Source organism: Thermus scotoductus DSM 8553, assembly GCF_000381045.1.
Taxonomy (GTDB): Bacteria; Deinococcota; Deinococci; order Deinococcales; family Thermaceae; genus Thermus; species Thermus scotoductus.
Map to the genome: position 1 here is coordinate 43,949 of NZ_KB905731.1, position 22,581 is coordinate 66,529.

Annotated in this window: 23 protein-coding genes, 1 tRNA gene and 1 riboswitch; of the genes, 17 read left to right on the plus strand and 7 right to left on the minus strand. The window is 66.2% G+C overall.

From position 1 onward, the window contains the following. Positions 1–47: 47 nt before the first annotated feature. Entirely contained in the window at positions 48–800 is a 753-nt protein-coding gene (tpiA, locus tag F604_RS0101725) for a triose-phosphate isomerase (RefSeq protein ID WP_015717250.1), read from the plus strand. Here the strand turns inward: tpiA and F604_RS0101730 are convergent. The 4 genes from F604_RS0101730 to tnpA form a co-directional block, all read right to left on the minus strand. After that, a complete protein-coding gene (locus tag F604_RS0101730; RefSeq protein WP_008632333.1) occupies positions 797–1,192 on the minus strand; it encodes a type II toxin-antitoxin system VapC family toxin in 396 nt (131 codons plus the stop codon). The two genes, tpiA and F604_RS0101730, sit on opposite strands and share 4 nt — an antisense overlap. Further along, positions 1,189–1,413, minus strand: a complete 225-nt coding sequence (locus tag F604_RS0101735; RefSeq protein WP_008632330.1) for a ribbon-helix-helix domain-containing protein — start codon at positions 1,411–1,413, stop codon at positions 1,189–1,191. The genes F604_RS0101730 and F604_RS0101735 overlap by 4 nt, the downstream gene beginning before the upstream one ends. A gap of 128 nt (positions 1,414–1,541) precedes the next feature. Continuing rightward, the gene (locus tag F604_RS0101740) at positions 1,542–2,672 is read right to left on the minus strand and encodes an RNA-guided endonuclease InsQ/TnpB family protein (protein WP_019550162.1); all 1,131 of its coding nucleotides are present in this window, start codon (positions 2,670–2,672) and stop codon (positions 1,542–1,544) included. After that, positions 2,665–3,081 carry an IS200/IS605 family transposase gene (gene tnpA / locus F604_RS0101745; RefSeq protein WP_019550163.1) on the minus strand — a complete coding sequence of 139 codons (417 nt, stop codon included), beginning with the start codon at positions 3,079–3,081 and terminating at the stop codon, positions 2,665–2,667. The genes F604_RS0101740 and tnpA overlap by 8 nt, the downstream gene beginning before the upstream one ends. 162 nt (positions 3,082–3,243) lie before the next feature. Here tnpA and F604_RS0101750 point away from each other — a divergent pair, with 162 nt between their 5' ends. The 8 genes from F604_RS0101750 to F604_RS0101785 all read left to right on the plus strand — a co-directional run bounded on the left by F604_RS0101750 (position 3,244) and on the right by F604_RS0101785 (position 11,213). Then, positions 3,244–4,707 (plus strand): ATP-binding protein, encoded by a 1,464-nt coding sequence (locus tag F604_RS0101750; protein WP_019550164.1) that lies wholly within the window; start codon positions 3,244–3,246, stop codon positions 4,705–4,707. Positions 4,708–5,052: 345 nt separating this feature from the next. Beyond that, the gene (locus F604_RS0101755) at positions 5,053–5,604 is read left to right on the plus strand and encodes a radical SAM protein (protein WP_019550165.1); all 552 of its coding nucleotides are present in this window, start codon (positions 5,053–5,055) and stop codon (positions 5,602–5,604) included. Positions 5,605–5,614: 10 nt separating this feature from the next. Then, positions 5,615–6,367, plus strand: coding sequence for an ABC transporter (locus tag F604_RS0101760; RefSeq protein WP_019550166.1), 753 nt, complete (start codon positions 5,615–5,617; stop codon positions 6,365–6,367). Positions 6,368–6,375: 8 nt separating this feature from the next. Further along, positions 6,376–7,137, plus strand: coding sequence for a hypothetical protein (locus F604_RS0101765; RefSeq protein ID WP_019550167.1), 762 nt, complete (start codon positions 6,376–6,378; stop codon positions 7,135–7,137). Further along, positions 7,137–8,048 carry an ABC transporter ATP-binding protein gene (locus tag F604_RS0101770; RefSeq protein WP_015717243.1) on the plus strand — a complete coding sequence of 304 codons (912 nt, stop codon included), beginning with the start codon at positions 7,137–7,139 and terminating at the stop codon, positions 8,046–8,048. The genes F604_RS0101765 and F604_RS0101770 overlap by 1 nt, the downstream gene beginning before the upstream one ends. A 20-nt stretch (positions 8,049–8,068) precedes the next feature. Next, positions 8,069–9,187, plus strand: a complete 1,119-nt coding sequence (locus F604_RS0101775; protein ID WP_026328912.1) for a pyridoxal phosphate-dependent aminotransferase — start codon at positions 8,069–8,071, stop codon at positions 9,185–9,187. Beyond that, positions 9,184–10,224 (plus strand): pyruvate dehydrogenase (acetyl-transferring) E1 component subunit alpha, encoded by a 1,041-nt coding sequence (gene pdhA, locus F604_RS0101780; RefSeq protein WP_019550169.1) that lies wholly within the window; start codon positions 9,184–9,186, stop codon positions 10,222–10,224. Before F604_RS0101775 ends, pdhA begins: the two co-directional genes overlap by 4 nt. Next, positions 10,218–11,213 (plus strand): alpha-ketoacid dehydrogenase subunit beta, encoded by a 996-nt coding sequence (locus F604_RS0101785; RefSeq protein WP_019550170.1) that lies wholly within the window; start codon positions 10,218–10,220, stop codon positions 11,211–11,213. The genes pdhA and F604_RS0101785 overlap by 7 nt, the downstream gene beginning before the upstream one ends. Before the next feature lie 63 nt (positions 11,214–11,276). Here the strand turns inward: F604_RS0101785 and F604_RS11765 are convergent, their stop codons facing one another. Next, the gene (locus F604_RS11765; protein WP_051080479.1) at positions 11,277–11,732 is read right to left on the minus strand and encodes a thiol-disulfide oxidoreductase DCC family protein; all 456 of its coding nucleotides are present in this window, start codon (positions 11,730–11,732) and stop codon (positions 11,277–11,279) included. A gap of 96 nt (positions 11,733–11,828) precedes the next feature. On the opposite strand from F604_RS11765, the gene hemL reads away from it, so the two are divergent. Together hemL and mnmE are read left to right on the plus strand one after the other, a co-directional pair. Beyond that, positions 11,829–13,103: a glutamate-1-semialdehyde 2,1-aminomutase gene (gene hemL, locus F604_RS0101795; protein ID WP_026328913.1), complete on the plus strand. Its 1,275-nt coding sequence runs from the start codon at positions 11,829–11,831 to the stop codon at positions 13,101–13,103. Positions 13,104–13,106: 3 nt separating this feature from the next. Beyond that, positions 13,107–14,405 carry a tRNA uridine-5-carboxymethylaminomethyl(34) synthesis GTPase MnmE gene (gene mnmE / locus F604_RS0101800; RefSeq protein WP_019550172.1) on the plus strand — a complete coding sequence of 433 codons (1,299 nt, stop codon included), beginning with the start codon at positions 13,107–13,109 and terminating at the stop codon, positions 14,403–14,405. A 9-nt stretch (positions 14,406–14,414) separates the two neighbouring features. Here mnmE and metX read toward each other — a convergent pair whose 3' ends face one another. Together metX and F604_RS0101810 are read right to left on the minus strand one after the other, a co-directional pair. After that, positions 14,415–15,557, minus strand: coding sequence for a homoserine O-acetyltransferase MetX (gene metX, locus F604_RS0101805; RefSeq protein ID WP_019550173.1), 1,143 nt, complete (start codon positions 15,555–15,557; stop codon positions 14,415–14,417). Next, on the minus strand, positions 15,554–16,819 hold the full coding sequence (locus F604_RS0101810) for an O-acetylhomoserine aminocarboxypropyltransferase/cysteine synthase family protein (RefSeq protein WP_019550174.1): 1,266 nt from the start codon (positions 16,817–16,819) through the stop codon (positions 15,554–15,556). Before F604_RS0101810 ends, metX begins: the two co-directional genes overlap by 4 nt. Positions 16,820–16,949: 130 nt before the next feature. Then, positions 16,950–17,086: riboswitch (SAM riboswitch) on the minus strand. A 116-nt stretch (positions 17,087–17,202) separates the two neighbouring features. Between F604_RS0101810 and F604_RS0101815 the strand changes: the two genes are divergently transcribed. The 6 genes from F604_RS0101815 to F604_RS0101840 all read left to right on the plus strand — a co-directional run bounded on the left by F604_RS0101815 (position 17,203) and on the right by F604_RS0101840 (position 22,579). Next, positions 17,203–17,279, plus strand: a tRNA-Pro gene (locus F604_RS0101815). Between the two features lie 40 nt (positions 17,280–17,319). Beyond that, on the plus strand, positions 17,320–18,810 hold the full coding sequence (locus F604_RS0101820; RefSeq protein ID WP_019550175.1) for a PhoU domain-containing protein: 1,491 nt from the start codon (positions 17,320–17,322) through the stop codon (positions 18,808–18,810). A gap of 10 nt (positions 18,811–18,820) precedes the next feature. After that, the gene (locus tag F604_RS0101825; RefSeq protein ID WP_019550176.1) at positions 18,821–19,336 is read left to right on the plus strand and encodes an RsmD family RNA methyltransferase; all 516 of its coding nucleotides are present in this window, start codon (positions 18,821–18,823) and stop codon (positions 19,334–19,336) included. Next, entirely contained in the window at positions 19,337–19,822 is a 486-nt protein-coding gene (gene coaD, locus F604_RS0101830) for a pantetheine-phosphate adenylyltransferase (RefSeq protein WP_019550177.1), read from the plus strand. A 19-nt stretch (positions 19,823–19,841) separates the two neighbouring features. After that, on the plus strand, positions 19,842–21,431 hold the full coding sequence (locus tag F604_RS0101835; protein ID WP_019550178.1) for an aldehyde dehydrogenase family protein: 1,590 nt from the start codon (positions 19,842–19,844) through the stop codon (positions 21,429–21,431). Then, on the plus strand, positions 21,428–22,579 hold the full coding sequence (locus tag F604_RS0101840; protein WP_019550179.1) for a WD40 repeat domain-containing protein: 1,152 nt from the start codon (positions 21,428–21,430) through the stop codon (positions 22,577–22,579). The genes F604_RS0101835 and F604_RS0101840 overlap by 4 nt, the downstream gene beginning before the upstream one ends. The last annotated feature ends 2 nt before the right edge of the window (positions 22,580–22,581 follow it).

Consider the following 22,581-nt stretch of genomic DNA (forward strand, 5'->3'; position numbering starts at 1 on the left):
AATCCGGCCCCGCCCCCTGGGGCGGGGTTTTCCTGTAGGATAGCGGCATGCGCAGGGTTTTGGTGGCAGGAAACTGGAAGATGCACAAGGTGCCCTCGGAGGCTAGGGTCTGGCTTGCCGAGCTCAGGAGGCTTCTGCCTCCTTTAGAGTCCGAGGTGGCGGTGCTGCCTGCCTTTCCCATGCTTCCCGTGGCCAGGGAGGTGCTTTCCGGTGCCCAGGTGGCCTACGGGGCCCAGGATGTCTCCCCCCACCGGGAAGGCGCCTATACGGGGGAGGTTTCCGCCCGGATGCTTTCCGATCTCGGGTGCCGCTACACCATCGTGGGGCACTCGGAGAGGCGGCGCTACCACCACGAGACGGATACCCTGGTGGCGGAGAAGGCGAAAAGGCTTTTGGAGGAGGGGGTTACCCCCATCCTTTGCGTGGGGGAACCCTTGGAGGTGAGGGAAAGGGGAGAGGCGGTGCCCTATACCCTGGCCCAGCTAAGGGGAAGCCTCGAGGGCCTGAACCCCCCGGGTCCTGAGGCCTTGGTGATTGCCTACGAGCCGGTCTGGGCCATCGGCACCGGGCGGAACGCCACCCCACAGGACGCCGAGGCCATGCACCAGGCCATCCGCCAGGCCCTGGCGGAGCGGTACGGCCCGGGGTTTGCCCAGCGGGTGCGCATCCTCTATGGGGGGAGCGTGAACCCCAAGAACTTCGCCGACCTCCTCTCCATGCCCAACGTGGACGGGGGGCTCGTGGGCGGGGCGAGCCTGGAGCTTGAAAGCTTCCTCGCCCTCCTCCGGATCGCGGGTTAGGGGAGTACCCGGATGGTCCCCTCCTGCGCCACCACGTGAAGGTGCCGGTCCAAGCTTAGGACCAGGCCCCCGTTCCGCTCGGCTACGGCGACGACCGCGGCGTCGGCAAAGCCCAAGGGCAGGTCCCGGTACCGGGCCACGAGCGCCCTGACCCGGGGCAGGTCTTCTTCCCCGCATTCCAGGGAGAAAGCCCCGGCCTCGAGGTCTTGGAGGAAGGCCTCGAGGGCCCCAAGGCCCAGGCGCCTTTCCGCGAGGTAGGCGATCTCGGCGAGGATGCCCATGGGCACCAGGTAGGGACCTGGATCAGAAAGAAGGAGCGCCTTAACGCGGCCGTGGTCCGGGTCCTTCCGGTTCAGGAGGGCGAAGAGGGCGGAGGTGTCCAGAGTGATCATCGCTCGGACCAGACCCTTTCCAGCCACCCCTCGGAGGCGCGCCCGGAGAGCTCCTCGTCCTCGCCCACGCCTAGGGAACGAAAGGCGGGTCTTTGGCGCTGGGTAAGGTAAGCGGCCAAGGCCTCCCGGATGAGCTCTGCCTGGCTTTTGCCCTCCCGCCGCGCGGCCTCCTTTAGGGCGCGGTGAAGCTCAGGGGGGAGGTAGAGGGTCGTCTTCTCCATGTCTTCACTGTACACCTTATATGGTAGGTGTCGTCAGCGGACCTCGAGGGTCAGAGCCGCAGGGGCGGAAGCCCAGGCCCTCACACGTGTGACGACTCCTCGGACTGAAGTCCGAGGCTTCGCGGTTCTCATGGGACGGCCCACGCCGCCCATGTCCCCGCAGGCTCCGTCCGAGCCCTAGCCAGGATGTTTCGCGCTGCGGCCACGTCCCGATGGAGAAGTGTTCCACACTGGGGGCAGGTGTACTCCCTGACCCACAGGGGCCTCTTTTCCCGATGACCGCACACTGGACAGTCCTGGCTTGTATGTTTGGGGTCTACCCCAATGACCCGCCTACCAGCCTCCTCCGCTTTGTAGGCGAGGATTGCAAGAAACTGCGCCCAGCCTGCATCCAGCACCCCCTTAGCGGTGCGGGAGCGGGCCAAGCCGAGGATATTCAGGTCTTCATGGGCGATGGTTCCATAGTGGTTGACGAGTTTTCGGGCCAGCTTGTGGTGGAAGTCCCTGCGCTGGTTGGCAATTTTCCGGTGCAGTTTGGCAACCCGCTTTCTGGCCTGCTTGCGGCGATTGCTGCCCCGCTTCTTACGGGCAAGGCTGCGCTGGGCGGCGGCGAGTTTGGCTTGCGCCTTTTGGAAGTACCGAGGGGCCTCGACCCTCTCCCCCTCCGAGGTGACGAGGAAGTGGGGGTTGGTGCCCAGGTCGATCCCGATGGCCTGGTCATTGGGGGGAAGGGGTCTGGGCTCCACCTCACAGGTAAACACGATGTACCAATGCTCTCCCTCTCGTTTGACCGTGGCGGTCTTGAGCCTGCCTTCCAAGGGGCGGTGCAGCTTGACCTTCACCGAGCCGATGCCGTAGAGGAGCACCCGCTTCCCGCCCCCCTGGAGTTTGACCCCGGTGGTGCCCGCCTGGGGGAAGGTGAAGCTGTCGTAGCGCCCCTTCCCCTTGAAGCGGGGGTAGCCCGCTTTCTGTCCCGCCTTGACCCGCCGGAAGAAGCCCTGAAAGGCTCTGTCCACCCGCTCGATGACGTTCTGCAAGACCTGGGAGTGGACGCCCTTGTACTCCGGCAGCTCGGTGCGTATCTCGGGCAGATACCTCTTCTGTTCGTAGAAGCCGACAGTCCTCCCGGCCTTCTTGTAGGCATCTCTACGCTCCTGCAAGGCCGCGTTGTACAGGCTGCGGCACAGCATCAGCGTCCGGTCCAAGTCCCGCAGTTGGGGCTGGGTCGGATAGAGGCGGTACTTGAAAGCTTTAAGCATCGTCGTCCTGGTATTTGCGCTGGGACTCGATGTAGCGCTGGATGGCCTGAGCCGAGATGTTCCCGGCGCTGCCCACATAGAAGGAGGGCGTCCATAAATGACCGCCGCCCCTGCCCCGCCGTAGCTTTGGGAACTCTTGCAGGATGCGCCGAGCCGATACGCCTTTCAGAATCTTCGCCACGTCCGAGGGGGCCCACTTGGGCGGCACGGAGAGGAACAGATGCACGTGGTCGGGCATGACCTCCATTCCCAGCACTACCCAGTCCCTCATCAAGCACGTCTCCCGCAACACCTGCATCAGCCGTTCGCGCACTTCGCCAAAGAAGGCATGTCTGCGGTACTTGGGGGTGAATACCAGATGGTAGTTCAGGTTGTAATGGCTGTGACGTGTAGTGCGCTCTTCCGGCACTTACACATGATACCACAAAATGACCGCCCACCATGCTGTGTGCCCCAAAGGGGCACGTGGGGGAGTCCATGTATCCCCGGTTTGGTCACGGGCAGAGCCCGTATCTTGCAAACCGGGGGATTATAGCTCCCCCACACCCCTTCCTTTCTCTAAAATGGCTCCATGGCCCTGGATTTCCCGGCAAGCCCCCTGGCCCCCGCCCTCCGCCTCCTGGAGGAAGGGCGGGACCGGGAGGCGGAAGCCCTCCTCCAAACTTCCCAAGAAGGCCTCCCGGAGGCCGAGCGCCTGGCCCTTCTAGGCTTCGTAGAGGCCCGTAAGGGGAACCTTCGGGCCTACCGCGCCCTGGCCCTGGAGGCCGCCCGAAGGGCCCAGACCCCCCTCACCCTCTACCACCTGGGCCTGGCCCTCCCTCCAAAGGCGGGGGCCCTGGCCCTGGAGGAGGCCCTCCACCGCTTCCAGGGAGACCCCAAGGCCGAGGCCCGCCTCGCCTTCGCCCTGGCCCGCGCCCTAAGGGGGCTTGGCCGCCTCAGGGAGGCCCTGGGCTACGCCGCTTTTGCCCTTGCCCGGGGCTTTGGCCCCTTCGCCCTCCTGGAGTGGGCCTGGCTCGCCCTCCTCGCCGAGGAGGACCCTCCCCTCCCCGACCTCCTCCGGCAGGTGGAACTCCTGGCCCTGGAGGGGGGCACGGGGCTCTACGCCCGCTTCCTCATGGCCCACCTGCGCTTCCTCCAGGGGGAGGAGGCCTCGGGGAGGGCCTACCTGCGGAAGGCCCTGGGCGAGGCCCCTCTTCCCGCCCTTCCCTACCTCGCCCCCGCCGGGGTGCGCCTCCTGGGGAAGGAGGTCCTCCCCTTCCTCCTGGCGGCGAGGCCCTGGGCCAAGGAGCCCCTCACCCAGGCCCTCCTCGCCTTGGCCGAAGGGCTCTACCGGGAGGACGAGGAAGGGGTGGCCAAGACCCTGCCCCTCCTCCTGGAGGAGGTGGCGGAGGAGGCCATGCGGGGCCTCCTCTTCCTGGGAAGGCCCCACCCCCTCCTGGGAGAGCTCTCCCGGAGGGGGCAGGAGCTCCTCTGGGCCGCAAGCCCCTCGGCCCACTTCCAGGCCCTGGGAGAGCCAAGGCTTGGGGGCAAGCCCCTCCCCCTGCGCCAGGCGGAGCTCCTCGTCCTCCTCCTCGCCCGGAAGGAGGGGTGGAGGGGGGAGGAGCTGGCCCTGGCCCTCTACGGGGAGGCCAACGGGCCCGCCCTCCGCATGGAGGTGCTCCGCCTGAGGCAACGGGGGCTTGCCGTGAAAAGCCGGCCCTACCGCCTGGCCCAGGCCCTACAGGCGGACTTCTTGGAAGTATGGGGGGCCCTGCGTCAAGGAGACCTGAGCGGGGCCCTTGCCCGCTACCGGGGCCCCCTCCTCCCCCAGAGCCAGGCCCCGGGGGTGGAGGCCCTGAGGGCGGAGCTGGAAGAGGCCCTGAGGCGGGCGGTCTTGGCCCAGGGCGAGGTGGAAAGCCTCTTCCTCCTGGCCGAGCGCCTGGGGGAGGACCTGGGGGTCTGGGAGGCCCTCCTGGAGAGGCTACCCTCCCAAGACCCCCGCCTTCCCATCGCCCAGGCCCGGGTGGAAAGGCTCAGGAGGGAGTGGGGCCTCTAAGGTACCCCACCGCAGCTTTGGCCGCGGTGGGGGCCCCAAAAGGTATTCCCACAGCCCCGGCTTGGGCATCCCATGTTGCAAAGCCGAAGTGGCGCTTAGAGCCCAAGCCCCGGGGGCGGGCAGTGGGGGGCGAGGCACTGGGGAAGGACCCCAGAGCCCCCGAGGAGGGCGAGGAGAAGCCACAGGAACTGCATGTTTAAAGGCTACCCAGGCTTACGTAACCTCCGCGTAACGCCCTGGGGTCTTTATGAGAGTCTTCTGAGTTACGCGAGCGTTACCATCCCCTTGCTACCTTAAGGCCAGCCTGAGGATGGCCGAGAGGGGTGAAAGGGCATGCAAGACGGGATGTTGCAGCTACTCGTGGTGAACCTCCATGAACCCGCCCAGGCACCAGCCCGGGGAGGGGCAGCCTATAAGCCGAGCCGCTTCAACCACTTCCACACCCTGCTCACGGGCGAGAAGCTCGCCTTCAACTCCCTCTCCGGTGGCCTGGCCGTCTTGGATTCAGAAGGATGGGCGCGCTACACGGCCCTGGTCAAGGGGGAGCCCTTGGACCCCAAGAACCCTGTAGACCAGGGGCTCGTGGAAGGCCGCTTCGTCGTTCCCGAGAACTTTGACGAGCTGGCCTACCTTAAGACCCTCCACCTGCGGCAGCGCTACACCACGGAGGCCTGGAGCCTAACGATCTGTCCCACCATAGACTGCAACTTCGGCTGCGACTACTGCTTCCAGCGGCACCGGGTGAGCCGCATGACCGAAGCGGTTCAGGCCAAGCTCCTGGAGGTCTTCGCTCAAAAAGCCCCCCGCCTCAGCAAGTTCTTCGTCACCTGGTTTGGCGGTGAGCCCACCCTGGCCTGGGATGTCGTCCAGAGGCTATCCCAGGGTCCACATCTTTAGCGAGGTCTGCATGCTCTGGCCGCTTTGGAGCGAGTTCCTGCTCTCTTGGGCCCGAACCCGGCGTTACTGGTTCAACACGCTGGCAAACCTGGGGGGGAGCCTCCTCTACTTCTACGCAATCCTTTTGGGCTTTAGCCGGCTTACCCCCGAGGAGGCCCGCTTCTTGGACCCAGGCCCCCTGCTTCTGGTCTTCACGGCCTTCAACCTCACCTTGTTCACCTTCCAGTCCATCGCCTACACGGTCCAGGGCGAGGCGCAACTGGGGACCCTGGAACACATGGCCCTGGCCCGGGGAGGCCTCCTGCGCCAGCTCCTCCTTCGGGCCCTGGTGCAAAGCCTATTCGGGGTTCTCTGGAGCCTTTTGGTCCTCCTACCCTTGGCCTTGGCCTTCGGCGTGACCCTAGGCCCCCTGGCCCGCTGGCCTTTGGGGTTCTTGCCCCTTTTCCTGGCCGCCTTGGGCTTCGGCCTCCTCATGGGGGCCACTGCCTTGTACTTCAAGCAGGTGGACGAGTTTTTCACCATCGTCCAGTTCCTCTTCCTGCCCTACTTCTTTTATCTGGTCCGGTTTGAGCCCTGGATGGCCCACCTGCCCTTCGCCCCCGGGGTGCACCTCCTGCGGCTTAGCCTCTCAGGGGCGGAGGCGCCTTGGGGCCTGTTGGGCCTGGCCCTCTTTCAAGGGCTCCTCCTCTTCGCCATGGGGCTTTGGGCCATGGCCTACATGTACCGCCTGGTGCGCAGGCGGGGTATATTGGGGAGGTTCTAGGAGGTGTGATGCTCTGCTGGCAACTCTGGAGCGAGTTTCTCCTGGAGTGGAACCTGACCAGGCGCTACTGGTTTGACACCCTGGCGGGGCTTTTGGCCTCCGTCCTCTTCTTCTACTCCATGGTCCTCGGCCTGGAGAACCTGACCCCCGAGGGGCTGGCGAGCCTAGGTCTGGACCTGGGCCCCCTCCTCCTGGTCTTCGCCGCCTTCAACCTGGTGGTGGGCACCTTTCAGTCCATCGCCTATTCCGTCCAGTCCGAGGCCGCCTTAGGCACCCTGGAGCATCTGGGCCTGGCCCGGGGAGGGCTTCTCCGACAGCTCCTCCTGCGCGCCCTCGTACGGGGACTTCAGGGCATCACCACAAGCGCTCTTGTCCTCCTTCCCCTCGCCCTTCTCCTCGGGGTGCGGCTCGCCCCCGCCCCCTGGTGGCCTTTGAGCCTTTTGCTTCTCTACCTCGCCGCCCTAGGCTTCGCTCTGGGCATGGGGGCCCTCGCCCTTCACTTCAAGCGGGTGGAGGGCTTCTTCACCATCGTCCAGTTCCTTTTCCTGCCCTACTTCTTCTCCCTGGTTCGCTTCGCTCCCTGGATGACCCCCCTCCCCTTTGCCCCAGGGACGCAGCTCCTGAAGCTCGCCCTCACCGGGGAGGGGGCGTTCCCCGGGCTTCTCCTCCTCGCCTTCGTGCAGGCCCTCCTCTTTCTCGGGGCGGGGCTTTTCGCCATGGCCTGGGTCTACGCGGCGGTGCGGCGGAGGGGCCTATTAGGGAGGTACTGATGCGGCTTTTGGTGCAGAACGTCCACAAGCGCTTCGGCAAGCTGGAGGCCCTCAAGGGGGTGAGCCTGGAGCTTGGGGCCGGGGAGATCCTGGGCCTTTTGGGCCCCAACGGGGCGGGCAAGACCACCCTCATCAAGGTCGTCCTCGGCCTCCTCCTCCCCGACGCGGGAGAGGTGGTCCTGGAAGAGGGCGGGGCGCGGCGCAGGCCCCAGGGCCACGAGTTCGGCGTCCTCCTGGAGGGAAGCCGCAACCTCTACGTCAACCTGAGCCTCCTGGTGAACGCCCTCTACTTCGGGGGCATCCGGGGGCTTCCCCCAAAGGAAGTCCGCCCCCGGTTTGAGGCCTGGCTGGAGCGCTTCGGCCTAAAGGACCGCCTCCACGCCCCCCTCGCCTCCCTCTCCCGGGGCATGCAGCAGAAGGCGGCCTTGGCCCTGGCCCTGGCCCTCAAGCCCCGCTTCCTCCTCCTGGACGAGCCTACCCTGGGCCTGGACCCCGTGAGCCGGAGGGAGTTTGAGGGGATCCTCCTGGAGCTTAAGAAGGAGGGCTGGGGTATCCTCCTCACCTCCCACGACCTCGAGGTGGTGGAGCGGGTGAGCGACCGGGTGGCCTTCCTCCACCGGGGGGAGGTGCGGCGGCAGGGCCCCACCCGGGCCCTCCTCCGGGACTGGGCCGGGGAGGGGTACCGGGTGCGCCTCGCCGAGCCCAAGGCGGAGGCTCTCCTCAAGGCCCTGGGCCCCGGCTGGAGTGCGGAAGGCCCCGAGGTCCTCTTCTTCCTGGGGCCGTGGGAGGCGCTGCGGGAGGTCTTGGGAACCCTCCCCGTGGAAGTGTTGGAGGTCTCCCGGGGGACGCCGAGCCTCGAGGCCCTCTTCCTCCACCTCTTCGGGGAGGCCCGCCCTTCCCCCAGCGCATAACTTTGCGCTACCCTATCCCCATGCGCCTCCACCCCCGCACCGAGGTGGCCAAGGAGAGCATCTTCCCCAGGATGAGCCAGCTCGCCCAGCGCCTTGGGGCGGTAAACCTGGGCCAGGGCTTTCCCTCCAACCCACCGCCTGCCTTCCTCCTCGAGGCGGTGCGGCGGGCCCTGGGCCGCTACGACCAGTACGCTCCCCCCGCCGGGTTTCCCCCCTTGCGGGAGGCCCTAGCCGAGGAGTTCGGGGTGGAGCCGGAGGCGGTGGTGGTGACCTCAGGGGCCACGGAGGCCCTCTATGTCCTCCTCCAGAGCTTGGTGGGGCCGGGGGAGGAGGTGGTGGTCCTGGAGCCCTTCTTTGACGTGTACCTGCCCGACGCTTTCCTGGCCGGGGCCGGGGTGCGGCTGGTGCGCCTTGGGCTTACCCAGGAGGGCTTCCGCCTGGACCTAAAGGCCCTGGAAGAGGCCATCACCCCGCGCACCCGGGCCCTCCTCCTCAACGCCCCCATGAACCCCACGGGCCTGGTGTTCGGCGAGGAGGAGCTTCGGGCCGTGGCCGAGCTGGCCCGGAGGTACGACCTTTTCCTGGTCTCCGACGAGGTTTACGACGAGCTCTACTACGGGGAAAGGCCCAGGCGCCTGCGGGACTTTGCCCCGGAGCGCACCTTCACCGTGGGGAGTGCCGGCAAGCGCCTCGAGGCCACGGGTTACCGGGTGGGCTGGATCGTGGGGCCCAAGGAGTTCATGCCCGCCCTGGCGGGGATGCGCCAGTGGACCAGCTTCTCCGCTCCAAGCCCCCTGCAGGCGGGGGTGGCGGAGGCCTTGAGGCTGGCCCGGAAAGAGGGGTTTTACGAGGCCCTGCGGGAAGGCTACCGGAAGAGGCGGGACCTGCTCCTTTCCGGGCTCAGGTCCATGGGCCTCAAGGCTTACGAGCCTGAGGGTACCTACTTCCTCATGGCCGAGCTTCCCGGCTTTGATGCCTTCCAGCTGGTGGAAGCAGCCAGGGTGGCCTTGATTCCCGCCAGCGCCTTCTACCGGGAAGACCCTCCTCCTGGGCTTTTCCGCTTTGCCTTCTGCAAGAGCGAGGAGGAGATCTCCCTGGCCCTGGACCGCCTGGCCGCCGTGGTAAACTCCCCTGCGTGAAACCCAAGGTGGTCCAGTACCTGGATAGGGGAGAGCTTCCCCTTAAGGAGGGGGAAGCCCTTGCCCTCTACCGGGCCATGCGCCGGGCCCGGTTTTTCGACGAGAAGGCCTTGACCCTTCAGCGCCAGGGGCGGCTTGGGGTCTATGCCCCCTTTATGGGCCAGGAGGCGGCCCAGGTGGGGGTGGCCCTGGCCTTGGGGGAGAGGGACTGGGTGGTGCCCAGCTACCGGGAGTCCGCCCTGCTCCTGGCCCGGGGGCTTCCCATCCACGTCCTGATCCTTTACTGGCGGGCCCACCCCGCAGGCTGGCGCTTTCCCGAGGAGGTACGGGCGGTGAATCCCTATATCCCCATCGCCACCCAGATTCCCCAGGCGGTGGGTCTGGCCCTGGCGGGCCGGTACCGGGGGGAGGACTGGGTGGTGGCCACCTCCATCGGGGATGGCGGGACCAGCGAAGGGGATTTCCACGAGGGGCTTAACTTTGCCGCGGTTTTTGATGCCCCGGTCCTCTTCCTGGTGCAGAACAACGGCTACGCCATCAGCGTGCCCCGGAGCCGGCAGATGCGGGTGGACTTCATCGCCAGGAGGGCGGAGGGGTATGGGATTCCCGGGGTGGTGGTGGACGGCAACGACGCCGTGGCCGTTTACCTGGAGGCCAGGAAGGCGGTGGAACGGGCACGGAAGGGGGAGGGCCCCACCCTCCTCGAGGCCCTCACCTACCGCCTGGCCCCCCACACCACCTCCGACGACCCGAGCCGCTACCGCACCCGGGAGGAGGAGGAAGCCTGGCGCTCCAAGGATCCCATCCTGCGCCTCCGCAAGGCCCTGGAGGCGGCGGGGCTTTGGGATGGGGATGCGGAGGAGGTTCTTTTGAGGGAGCTGGAGGAGGAGTTTGCTCGGGAGCTGGCCTTGGCCGACCAGGCTCCCGAGCCCAGCCCTGAGATGATTGTGGAGCACGTTTACAAGGAAATGGGTCCTGACCAGAAGCGGGCCTGGGAGGCCTTGAGGCAAGGGAAGCACGTGGAGGAGCTATGGTAGCGGAAAAGGCCAGGGTGCTGAACCTGGTCCAGGCCATCAACGAGGCCCTGGACCTGGCCTTGGCTGGGGACGAGCGGGTTTTGGTCTTCGGGGAGGACGTGGGACGGCTTGGGGGGGTGTTCCGGGTTACGGAGGGCCTCCAGGCCAAATACGGCGAGGGCCGGGTGTTCGATACCCCCCTGGCGGAAAGCGGCATCCTGGGCCTGGCCATTGGCCTCGCCATGGGAGGGATGCAACCTGTGGCGGAGATCCAGTTCGCTGGTTTTCTCTACCCAGCCCTGGACCAGATCCTTTCCCACCTGGGCCGCTGGCGCCATCGTTCCCGGGGGCGGGTGGGTCTCCCTGTGGTGGTGCGGGCTCCTTATGGGGGAGGGGTGCACACTCCCGAACAGCATGCGGACTCCCCTGAAGCCCTTCTGGCGCATGCCCCTGGGGTTAAGGTGGTGATTCCCTCGAGCCCTGAAAGGGCCAAAGGCCTCCTCCTCGCCGCCATAGAGGACGAGGACCCCGTCTTCTTCCTGGAGGCCATCAAGCTTTACCGGGGAGCCCGGGCCGCGGTGCCCGAGGGCTACTACACCCTGCCCCTGGGAAAGGCCCGCATTCTGCGGGAAGGAAAGGCCGCCACCCTGATCGGCTACGGGGGCATGGTGGAGGTGATGCTGGAGGCGGCGGAGGTGGCCGCCAAAGAAGGGGTGGAGGTCATGGTGGTGGACCTGGAGACCCTGGTCCCCCTGGATGAGGACACGCTCCTTGGCGCCGTAAAGGAGACGGGCCGGGCCATCGTGGTCTACGAGGCCATGCGCACCGGGGGGTTTGGGGCCGAGATCGCCGCCCGGATCGCCGAGGGGGCTATCGACCACCTCCAGGCTCCTGTGGTGCGGGTGGCGGGTTACGATGCCCCCTATCCTCCCTTCAGCGCCATCGAGCACCACTATCGCCCCAACGCTCGCCGGGTGCTGGCGGCCTTAAGGCGGGTGCTCACCTACTAGGGCGGTCCAGTTCAAGAGGCTTGGGCGCGGCTGGGGAGTCGACGAGCCAGGGGGGTAGTGCCCTTATTCGAGGGGAAACCGCGTGTCCTTTGGGGTGCACGCTCCACCCTTACATCCTATGTCTGGGATAAGTGTTCGGTTTTCCGCAAGCCAGCGGTACACCTTAGGCCCGAGGCCGGTTAACTTGAGGAGGGCAAGCGCAGGCAGGAAAGGCCAGAGGGGAGGAAGGAATTTGGCCAGCAAGACGAGGGCGTCGAAGCCTCGGGCAACCTCATGTTTCTCCCCTGCTTGCCATACCACGTGGATTTCTCGATCTAGGGCTTGGGATGTGAGGCCGAAGCCTTCGAAGCCTGAGTCTTTGCGGTACGAGGTAACCTGGCAGAGGCCAAGAAGGTCCAGGCGCAGGATTAAGTGCCCTGCTCTGGTGCAGAGAGGGCAGCTGCCGTCTATGTAGACGAGGAGCCTAGGAGTATGGGCCTTTTCGACCCCGAAAAGGCCATCTTTGCCCCGCATGCTCATAAGGAACCTTACCACGTAGGTTCAGGGGCTGGGCATCCTTTGGTTACATGGCCGGGGGGTTTGGCCACGGCTTTCCACTGGCGTAAAGTGAAGGGTATGGAGAGGCCCATTTCCGAGCGGCTTTTTTCCGAGGCGCAAGCCCACATCCCGGGCGGGGTTTCCAGCCCTGTTAGGGCCTTCAAGGCGGTGGGGGGTACCCCTCCCTTCCTGGTGCGGGGGGAGGGAGCCTACGTGTGGGACGCCGATGGGAACCGGTACGTGGACTACGTGCTGAGCTGGGGGCCCTTGATTCTGGGCCACGCCCACCCGGAGGTGGTCAGGAGGGTGAAGGAGGTGGCGGAGCAGGGCCTGACCTTCGGGGCTCCCCATCCCCTCGAGGCCGAGCTGGCCAAGGCGGTGAAGCGGGCCTTTCCCCAGGTGGAGCTGGTGCGTTTCGTGAACTCGGGGACCGAGGCCACCATGAGCGCCTTGCGCCTGGCCAGGGGATATACAGGGAGAAAGTATGTCGTCAAGTTCCGGGGCAACTACCACGGGCATGCGGATGGCCTTTTGGTGGAGGCGGGAAGTGGAGCCCTCACCTTGGGCGTGCCCAGCAGCGCCGGGGTGCCCGAGGAGTACGCCAGCCTTACCCTGGTCCTGGAGTACAACGATCCCGAGGGGCTTAGGGAGCTTCTTAGGGCACGGGGTGAGGAGATCGCCGCCATCATCTTTGAGCCGGTGGTGGGCAACGCCGGGGTCCTTATCCCCACGGAGGAGTTCCTCAAGGCCTTGCACCAGGCCCGGGAGTACGGAATCCTCCTCATCGCCGACGAGGTGATGACGGGCTTTCGCCTGGCCTTCGGTGGGGCCACGGAGCGGCTTGGGCTTAAGCCCGATCTCATCACCCTGGGCAAAATCCTGGGAGGCGGCCTTCCCGCCGCCGCCTACGGGGGCAGGCGGGAGATCATGGAAGAGGTGGCCCCCTTGGGACCCGTCTACCAGGCGGGAACCCTTTCGGGGAATCCCCTGGCCATGGCCGCGGGCCTGGCTACCCTGGAGATCCTGGAGAGGAATCCCGGCTACTACGGGTACCTGGAAACCCTGGGGGCCAGGCTGGAGGCAGGGCTCAAGGAGGTGCTTTCCCAAAAGGGTCTTCCCCACACGGTAAACCGCCTGGGCTCCATGATCACGGTTTTCTTCACCGAAGGGCCCGTGGCCACCTTCCAGGAGGCCAGGCGCACGGATACGGAGCTCTTCAAGCGCTTCTTCCACGGCCTGTTGGACCGGGGGGTGTACTGGCCGCCCTCCAACTTTGAGGCGGCCTTTCTGTCCGTGGCGCATAAGGAGGAGGATGTGGCCCTTACCCTCGAGGCCCTGGAGAAAGCCCTCTAGCCCATGACCCTGAAGGACCCCATCTGCGCCATCGCCACTCCCTTGGGCAAGGGGGCCATCGGGGTGGTGCGGCTTTCCGGGGAGGGAGCCCTGGAGGTGGCAAGCCGGGTGTGGCGGGGAAAGGACCCCAGGAAGCTGAAAGGGGGGCGCTTTACCCTGGGGGAGGTGGTGGACCCGGAAACCGGGGAGGTGTTGGACCAAGCCCTGCTTTTGGTCTTCCGAGCCCCCAGGTCCTACACGGGGGAGGATGCCTGCGAGTTCCACACCCATGGTTCGATGGCGGTGCTGAGGAGGGTCCTGGAGGCCCTGGTGAAGGCGGGAGCCCGGCTGGCTGGTCCTGGGGAGTTCACCTTCCGGGCCTACATGAACGGGAAGCTGGACCTGGCGCAGGCGGAGGCGGTCTTGGCCCTGGTGGAGGCGGAAGGGGACCTGGCCCGCCGCCAGGCTTTGAGGAGCCTCGAGGGGAGCTTCTCCCGGAAAATCGCCGCCTTGGAGGATAGGCTTCTTTCCCTTCTTGCCCACATCCAGGCCCTTCTGGACTATCCCGAGGAGGGGGTGGAGCCCCTCGAGGCTAGACGAGGGATTGGGGAGGTGCTGGAGGAGGTGGAGGCCCTCCTTGCCCAGGCAAGGTCCTCCCGCCTGGCCCAACGGGGGGCCCGCCTGGCCTTGATCGGAGCTCCCAATGCGGGCAAAAGCTCGCTTCTAAACGCCCTTCTGGGCTACGAGCGGGCCTTGGTTTCCCCCATCCCCGGCACCACCCGGGACTACCTGGAAGCGCCTTTGGAGCTCTTCGGCATCCCCCTGGTGGCGGTGGACACAGCGGGCATTCGGGACACCTTGGATCCCCTGGAGCGGGCAGGGGTGGAAAGAGCTTTAAGAATTGCTGAGGAAGCCGATCTCGTGCTCTACGTGGCCGACCGCTCGGCTCCCAGGCCTTCCCTTCCTCCCTTACCCCCAAGGACCTTGAAGGTGGCCACCAAGGCGGACCTACCTCCCCTTTGGGAGGATGCGGAGTTTATCCCGGTGTCCAGCGTGACGGGGGAGGGATTAGGCCAGCTTAAGGAGGCCATCCGGGAGGCGTTTTTGGGCAGGGGGGGAGGGGAGTACCTCCTGAGCGAGCGGCAGATCGAGGCCCTTCATCAGGCCAGGGAGAGGCTTTTGGAGGCGAAAAACCTCCCGGAGGACCTTATGGGATTGGCCCTCGAGGAGGCCCTCAAGGCCCTGGCTTCCTTGAGGGGCAGGAAGGAGGTTTCCGAGGAGGTGGTGGCCCGGGTTTTCCAGAATTTCTGCGTGGGGAAGTAGCCGGGCCCCTCAGGGCAGGAAGGAATCCAGGATGGCCTCCACCTGGTCGGTTTCGATCAGGAAGGCGTCGTGGCCGTGGGGGCTACGGATCTCCCGGTACCTTCCTCCGCTTAAGCGGGCCACCTGCCGCACCTCCTCGGCGGGGTAGAGGAGGTCGGTGTCTATGCCCACGAAGAGGGAGGGCAGGTTTTTTAGCCGCTTCAGGGTTTCCTCCACCCCACCCCTTCCCCGGCCCACATCGTGGGTATCCATAGCCCGGGAGAGAACCAGGTAGCTTTCCGCATGGAAGCGCTTAAGGAACTTCTCCCCCTGGTAGTCCAGGTAGGTTTCCCCCTTTTCGGGCTCCTGGCCCCAGCGGGTTTCAAAGCCCTTGGGTGCCCGGTAGCTCATCATGGCGATGCCCCGGGCCAGGGCCATGCCCTTGGGGGCAGGATGACCGGCATGGTACTCAGGGTCTAGGAGGATGGCCTGGCGGCTTAGATGGTTGAAGGCCCGGGCCCAGGGGCCATGCCTTGCGGGAGCGGCCAGGACCACCAGTTTCTTCACCCTTTCCGGGTACATGAGGGCGAACTCCAGGGCCACCATGCCGCCCAAGCTTCCCCCGATCACGATGGCCTTCTCCACCCCCAGGTGGTCCAAAAGCCTTGCCTGGGCCCGGGCCAGGTCGCGGATGGTAAGGGGAGGAAACTCCTTGGCGTAGGGCCTTCCCGTGCGGGGGTCTAGGGTGAGAGGTCCGGTGGAGCCATAGCAGCTTCCCAGGTGGTTGGCGGAGATCACGTAGTAGAGAGCAGGGTCCAGGATCCGCCCGGGGCCCACCAGGGAATCCCACCACCCTTGGGGGCCGAAGGCCTTCTCCAGGGGGGAGAGGCTTTGGAAGGTGGCCTCGTCGTAGGTGCCTGCCAGGTGGGCGCTTCCCGTGAGGGCGTGGAAGACCAAGACCGCGTTGTCCCTAAGCCGGGAAAGCCGGCCGTAGGTTTCAAACCGGAGGCGCACCTCGGGCAGGAAGCCCCCAAGCTCGGTGTAAAACCCTTCCCGCCTGGGGAAGAGCACGGCGGTGCGGGGCCTGGGAGGGGGGATGGAAAGGGGGGAGCGGGGAGGCTTGAGGAGGAGGGCCTCGTGCTCCCCCCAGGTTTCCAGGGCGATCTCGCTCATGCCAGGGCCTCCCTAAGCTCCGCTTTCAAGTCGTCCACATGCTCGAGGCCCACGCTCAAGCGCACCATCTCCGGCAAAACCCCCGCCAGGGCCTGCTCCTCCGGGGAGAGCTGGGAGTGGGTGGTGGAGGCGGGGTGGATGGCCAGGGTACGGGTATCCCCCACGTTGGCCAGGTGGGAGATGAGCTTAAGGCGGGAGATGAAGCGCTTGGCGGCCTCGTACCCTCCCTTCAGGCCAAAGGTGAGGACAGCTCCCGGTTTCCCCCGGAAGTACTTCTGGGCGCGGGCGTGGTGGGGATGCTGGGGGAGGCCCGGGTAGTTCACCCAGGCCACCTGGGGTTGCTCCGCAAGCCAGTGGGCCAGGTGGAGGGTGTTTTCCACGTGGCGCTCCGCCCGTAGGGAAAGGGTTTCCATGCCGAGAAGCACCACCCAGGCCTCAAAGGGCCCCAGGGCCTGTCCCTGGTCCCGAAGCCCATCCACCCGGGCCTTCACGATGAAGGCCAGGTCCCCAAAGGCCTCCACCAACCTGAGGCCGTGGTACCCGGGCTGGGGCTCGGTGAGGAGGGGGTAGCGGCCGTTGTCCCAGGGGAAGTTCCCCCCGTCCACTATGCCCCCGGCGATCACCGCCCCGTGCCCTCCCACCCACTTGGTGAGGGAATGGGTTACCACCGCCGCTCCCCATTCCAGGGGCCTAAGGAGGTAGCCCCCCATGCCGAAGGTGTTGTCCACGAAAAGGGCTACCCCCACTTCCCGGGCGGCTTGGGCCAGGGCCTCGAGGTCCGGGATGTTCAGGGCGGGGTTGCCGATGGACTCCACCCACCAGGCCCGGGTTTTCCCGTCGGTGAGGGCTAAGAACTCCTCGGGGCGCTCTTCCCTGGAGGTGAAGCGCACCTCTATTCCAAGCCGCTTCAGGGTTACCTTGAACTGGTTGAAGGTGCCCCCGTACAGGTTCGGAGTGGAAACGATGTTGTCCCCCGCCTGGGCCAGGGTGGTGAGGGCCAGGAACTGGGCGGCGTGGCCCGAAGAGGTGGCCAGCGCAGCCTTGCCCCCCTCGAGGGCCGCCAGACGCCGTTCCAGCACCTCCACCGTGGGGTTCATGATGCGGCTATAGATGTTCCCGAACTCCTTCAAGGCGAAGAGGTTGGCGGCGTGCTCGGGACTCTGGAAAAGGTAGCTGGTGGTGGGGTAGATGGGCACCTGGCGGCTTAAGGTGGTGGGCTCGGGCTCGTAGCCGGCATGGAGCTGCAAGGTTTCAAAGCGCATCCTTGGCCTCCTTTCCAAGAACCCGCCTGGGGCGCTTGGGAAGGGGCCAATAAGAAGGCCCCTTCTGGCGGGAAGTGCAAGGGCACCGTTCTCTCGCCTAGAAGGGGTTGGGCGTGGCGCTTACCCCCCTCTCTTATCGTCCCCGGGCGTTTCCCCCACCCGGGCCGGCCTTGGCACCAGCCCCACCCGCATCCGGCCATGAAACGGAAGGGATGGGAGGTTGCCGCGGTTTCACAGGGCCGTACCCTCCACCGCTCTGGATAAGAGAACGGGCTGGTTTTCGCCGCGCCCCGGCGCGGTTAAGGGTCAGTGTAGGGGTTTGGGGCTTGGCCGTCAACACCCTTTGACCTTTTGGCCCTCCTCCTCTATACTGAATTCCGCTACGGGGAGTAGCGCAGCCCGGTAGCGCACCTCGTTCGGGACGAGGGGGTCGCTGGTTCAAATCCAGTCTCCCCGACCAGAAGGCCGGCCCTCGGGCCGGCTTTTCGTATACTCCTCCCGTGGGCTTTCTGGCGGGCCTTGCCCTTTTGCTTTTGGGGTTGCACCTGATCGGGGAAGGGCTTTCCTCGGTCAAGGGAAAGAGGTACCTGTTGGCCCGGGCCTTTTCCAGGCCGGGGAGCCTTCTGCTTTCCGGTCTTCTCCTGGGGCTTCTTTCGGGTAGCGGCACCGGCCTTTCCCTCCTGGCCCTGGGGCTTTTGGAAGGGGGGATCTTCTCCCTGGGGCAGGCCGCCCTCCTTTCCCTGGCTGCCACCGCTGGGGCCGGCGCCTGGGTGGGGGTGGTGGCCCTGGCGCAAAGGGAGGTGGCCGAGGTCCTGCTGGCTTTGGGCCTCCCTCTTTTCCTCTTCCGGGGAAGCCGAAGCGGCGGGTTGGTTCTTTTGGGCTTGGGCCTTCTTTTCCTGGGCTTTTTGGAGATGGGCCAGGGGGCCAAGGCTTTTGCGCCCCTTTTGAGCCTGCTTAATCCAGGTCCATGGGCCCTGTACCTGGTGGGGATCGTCCTGGCCTTTTTCCTGGGAACCGCCAACGGGGTAGCGGCCTTGGCCCTTGCCCTTATGCCCTTTTTGGGACAGGAGGGGAGCATGGCCTTGACCCTGGGGGCGGGGGTGGGGGTTTCGGGGGCCCTTTTTCTGGCGGCCTTGGGGGGCAGGCGGGAGGGATGGGCCTTGGGGGTGGTCCTTTTGGGGCATCGCTTTCTCTTTTCCCTGCCTTTTTTGGTTCTGCTTGGGCCGCTTGGGAGCGTGGGGGTGGTGGGGCTCCACCTCTTAAGCCACCTAGCCTACGCCATAGCCTTTCTTCCCCTCCAGGGGCGTTACCTGCGCCTTACCGAAGGTCTCTTTCCCCGCCGCACCGTTAGCCCCAAGTACCTTTCCCTGGAGGCTTTGGAAACCCCTAGCCTGGCCTACGCCCTGGTGCAGCGGGAGCTTGGCCGGGTGGCGGATGCCGTGCGGAACATGCTGGCGCGGGCGGTGCGCGTCCTGGCCCAGGAGGAAGGGGGCGAGGCGGAGCTGGAGGCTTTAGAGGACAAGGTGGACCGGCTTACCCGGGAGGTGGTCCTCTATACCGCCGAGCTTTCCACCCGCACCCAGGAGGAACGGGCGGTGCGGTTTTTCGTGGCCGCAAGCGAGCTTGAGCACCTGGGGGATCTGGTGCGAAGGGTGGTGCGCCAGGCGGAGAAGCTTTGGGCCCAGGGCCTGACCTTTAGCCCGGAAGGCAAGGAGGACCTTTTGGAGGCGGGAAGGTTGGTGCTGGGCCGCCTCGAGCGCATGGCGGCCGCCTTGGCCACGGGGGATAAGGCCCTGGCGGAGGGGGTTTTGTCCGAGGAAAGGGAGGTGGCGGCCTTTCTGGATCGCCTGCGCCGGGCCCACCTGAGCCGTTTGGAGAGTGGCCGCGCGGAAAGCCGGGCCACCACCTTGGCCCACCTGGACCTCCTCATCACCCTGGAAGAGGTTTCCAGCGGGGTGGACAGGCTTTGCCGCCTGGTCCTGGAGCTTTAAGCTAGGAAGCGTGGTGAGGATCCTGGGCGGCAAGGCCAAGGGGGTGCCCTTGAAGGTGCCGGCTTCGGCCAGGCCCTCCCCCGTGCGCCTGCGGAAGGCTCTTTTTGACTACCTGCGCCTGCGCTACCCCAAGCGGGGTCGGTTCCTGGACCTCTATGCGGGGAGCGGGGCGGTGGGCCTCGAGGCGGCCAGCGAGGGCTTTGAGGCCACCCTGGTGGAGAAGGACCAGGAAGCGGTGGCCCTCCTTAAGGAAAACCTCCGCCGCACGGGGCTTCGGGCCCGGATCGTTCCCCTTCCCGTGGAGGTCTTCCTGCCGGAGGCCAAGGCCCGGGGCGAACGCTACACGGTGGCCTTCATGGCCCCGCCCTATCCCCTGGACCTGGTCCAGGCCTTCCAGGCCCTCCTGGAAAGCGGCCTGGTGGAGAAGGGGGGCCTTTACATCCTGCAGCACCCTAAGGACCTGCACCTGCCCTTCGGGGAGCGGCGGGTTTACGGGGAAAACGCCCTCACCCTGGTGGAGGCTTAGATGCACGTGGTCTATCCCGGAAGCTTTGATCCCCTTACCAACGGCCATTTGGACGTGATCCAGCGGGCAAGCCGCCTCTTTGACCGGGTTACGGTGGCGGTGCTGGAAAACCCCAACAAGCGGGGGCAGTACCTCTTTACCGCCGAGGAGCGGCTCAACATCGTGCGGGAGGCCACCGCCCACCTGCCCAACGTGGAGGCCCGCACCTTTTCCGGCCTTCTGGTGGATTTCGTGAGGCAGGTGGGGGCCCAGGCCATCGTCAAGGGCCTGAGGGCGGTTTCCGACTACGAGTACGAGCTCCAGATGGCCCACCTGAACCGCCAGCTTTTGCCGGGCTTGGAAACCCTCTTCATCCTGGCCGCCACCCGGTACTCCTTTGTGTCCAGCACCATGGTCAAGGAGATCGCCCGCTACGGGGGGGATGTGTCCAGGCTGGTGCCCCCGGCCACCCTAAGGGCCCTCAAGGCCAAGTTCGGCCAGGGGTAAAATCCCCTTGGAGGTTGTCATGAGGGCTTTTTCCAGCAAGTACGGGAACACCCTGGAGTTCGGTCACCTCATCGGGGGGGAGGAGGTCTTTGAAGGGAGGGTTCTGGAGAGGCGGAATCCCTCGGACCTCGAGGACCTGGTGGCCCGTTTTCCCGAGGGCACCAAGGAAACCCTGAGGAAAGCCGCCCTAAAGGCGCGGGAGGCCTTCAAGGAGTGGAGCCAGACCCCTGCGCCTGTGCGGGGGCAGGTGCTCTTTAACCTGGCCAAGATCCTGGAACGGGAGAAGCCCACCCTGACCCGGCTGATGGTCAGGGAGGTGGGGAAGACCTTCAAGGAGGCGGGGGGAGATGTCCAGGAGGCCATAGACACCGCCATATTCTTTGCCTCCGAGGGCCGGAGGCTTTACGGCCAGACGGTCCCCAGCGAGATGCGGGACAAGGAGCTCTTCACCTTCCGCAGGCCTTTGGGGGTGGTGGGGATGATCACTGCCGGGAACTTCCCCATCGCCGTGCCCAGCTGGAAGCTGATTCCGGCGGTGCTCACCGGGAATACCGTGGTGTGGAAGCCTTCCGACGACTCCCCCACCCTCTCCTACATCTTCGTCAAGCTCTTTGAGGAAGCTGGCCTGCCCCCTGGGGTTATCAACGTGGTCTTCGGCGGGGGCAAGGACTCCACGGGCCAGTGGCTGGTGGAACTCATGGACGAGGGTGTCCTCAACAAGTTCGCCTTCACCGGCAGCACCAAGGTGGGGCGCTGGATCGGGGAGGTGGCGGGGCGGAACCTGATCCGGCCCACCTTGGAGCTTGGGGGAAAGAACCCCCTGGTGGTGATGCGGGATGCCGATCTGGATTTGGCGGTGGAAGGGGCCTGGTGGAGCGCCTTTGCCACCGGGGGGCAGCGGTGCACCTCGGCGGGGAACATCCTGGTGGATGCCCCCATCTACGAGGAGTTCAAGAAGCGCTTCCTGGAAAGGACCGAGGCCACGGTGGTGGGAAACCCTCTTCTCCACCTCGAGGTCACCTACGGCCCCTTCATCAACGAGCGCCTGTTCCAGCGCTGGCTGGAACACTACACCTGGGGGCAGGAGGATGGGGCTACCTTGCTCTTTGGCAAGGGGCGGATCACCCGGCAAAACCCCTACCCCCGCTTCCAGGGCGACCCCGAGGCGGGTCTTTACGGCTGGCCCACGGTCTGGGAGGCCAGGCCCGACATGCGCCAGTTCGCCGAGGAGATCTTCGGCCCCACCATCAACCTGGTTAAGGTGGACGGCATCGAGGAGGCCATCGAGGTGGCCAACGCTACACCCTACGGCCTATCCAGCGCCATTTACACCAACCACCGCCACTGGGCCTACCTCTTCAAGGTGGGCATCCGGGCGGGCATGACCAGCATCAACAACACCACCGTGGGCGCCGAGGCCCACCTGCCCTTCGGTGGGGTAAAGGCCAGCGGCAACGGGGCCCGGGAATCCGGGATTTGGGTCATAGAGGAGTACACCTACTGGCATGCGGTGAACGAGGAGTACTCCGGCCTCTTGCAGCTTGCCCAGATGGACACGGGCTATGTGCGCCCCAAGGCGCCCACCCCCTGGGGGGAGGTGTTGGGATGAGGGCGCTTGGCCTCTTGCCCCTCCTCCTCCCGGCCCTGGCCCAGACCCTCGCCCCGGCCTTTCAGCTGGACTGCCGCTTCCGGGGAGAGGCCAGGCCCGCCCAGGTCTTCTGGGACAGTAGCCTCTTGGGGACCTGCCCCCTCGAGGTCCAGGCCGCCCCGGGCCGCCACCTTCTCCGCCTGCGCCTCGAGGAGCCTGGGGGGACCTACCTGGCCTACGAGGCCCGGGTGGAGGTGGGGGAAGGGGGCCTGGGGGCCTTCACCGCCGAACTCCTGCGCTATGACCCCCAGGGGGAAGCCCTTAAGGGAGGAAAGGGCTTGGTCTACGCCTTGGCCTACGGTCCCCAGGGGGTCTTGGCCCTGGGGGATGAGGCCGGGCAGGTCCGCTTCCTCCCCCCGGGTCGCCCCCCCCTGGACCTCAAGGGGCACGCCTCCTACGTGCGCGACCTGGCCTTCAGCCCCGACGGCCGCTACCTCGCCTCGGCCTCGGGGGATGGGACGCTGCGCCTTTACGATGCCCAGGGCCGTTTCCTCCGGGCTTTGGGCAAGGGGCCGGCTTTCCTCAAGGTGGGCTTTGACTCAAGGGGCCGCCTCTTCGGCCTCCAGCTCCGCGGAAACCTCACCCTGTTTGACCCTGCCACGGGAAAGGTCCTGGCCACTCGCTCCTTAAGCCCTTACCTCTTCTCCGCAGCCCAAAGCCCCGGGGGGAGGGTTCTCGGCTTGGGGCTTTCCGTGGGCCGGGTGGAGGTGTGGGACCTCACCCTCCCAGGGAAGCGGGGGGAGATCCGGGTCCCGGGAGGGCCGGTCTACGCCCTGGCCTTCCGCCCCGACGGCCGCTACCTCGCCGTGGCTTCGGCGGACGGGGGGGTGAGGCTTTTGGACCTCCTGGCCCCGGGCGGGCCTGAACCCCGGCTCCTCTACGCCCACAAGGACCTGACCTTGAGCCTGGCCTTCAGTCCGGACGGCCGTTACCTAGCCTCCGGAGGGCAGGACCGGGAGGTGCGCCTCTACGACCTCGAGGCGGGCCTTTTGGAGCGGGTTTACGTGGGGCATACCGGTCCGGTGTACGGGCTGGATTTCCACCCCCAAACCCCCACCTTGGCCACAAGTGGGGGGGAAGGTCGGGTCCTCCTCTTCCGTCTGCCCTAGGC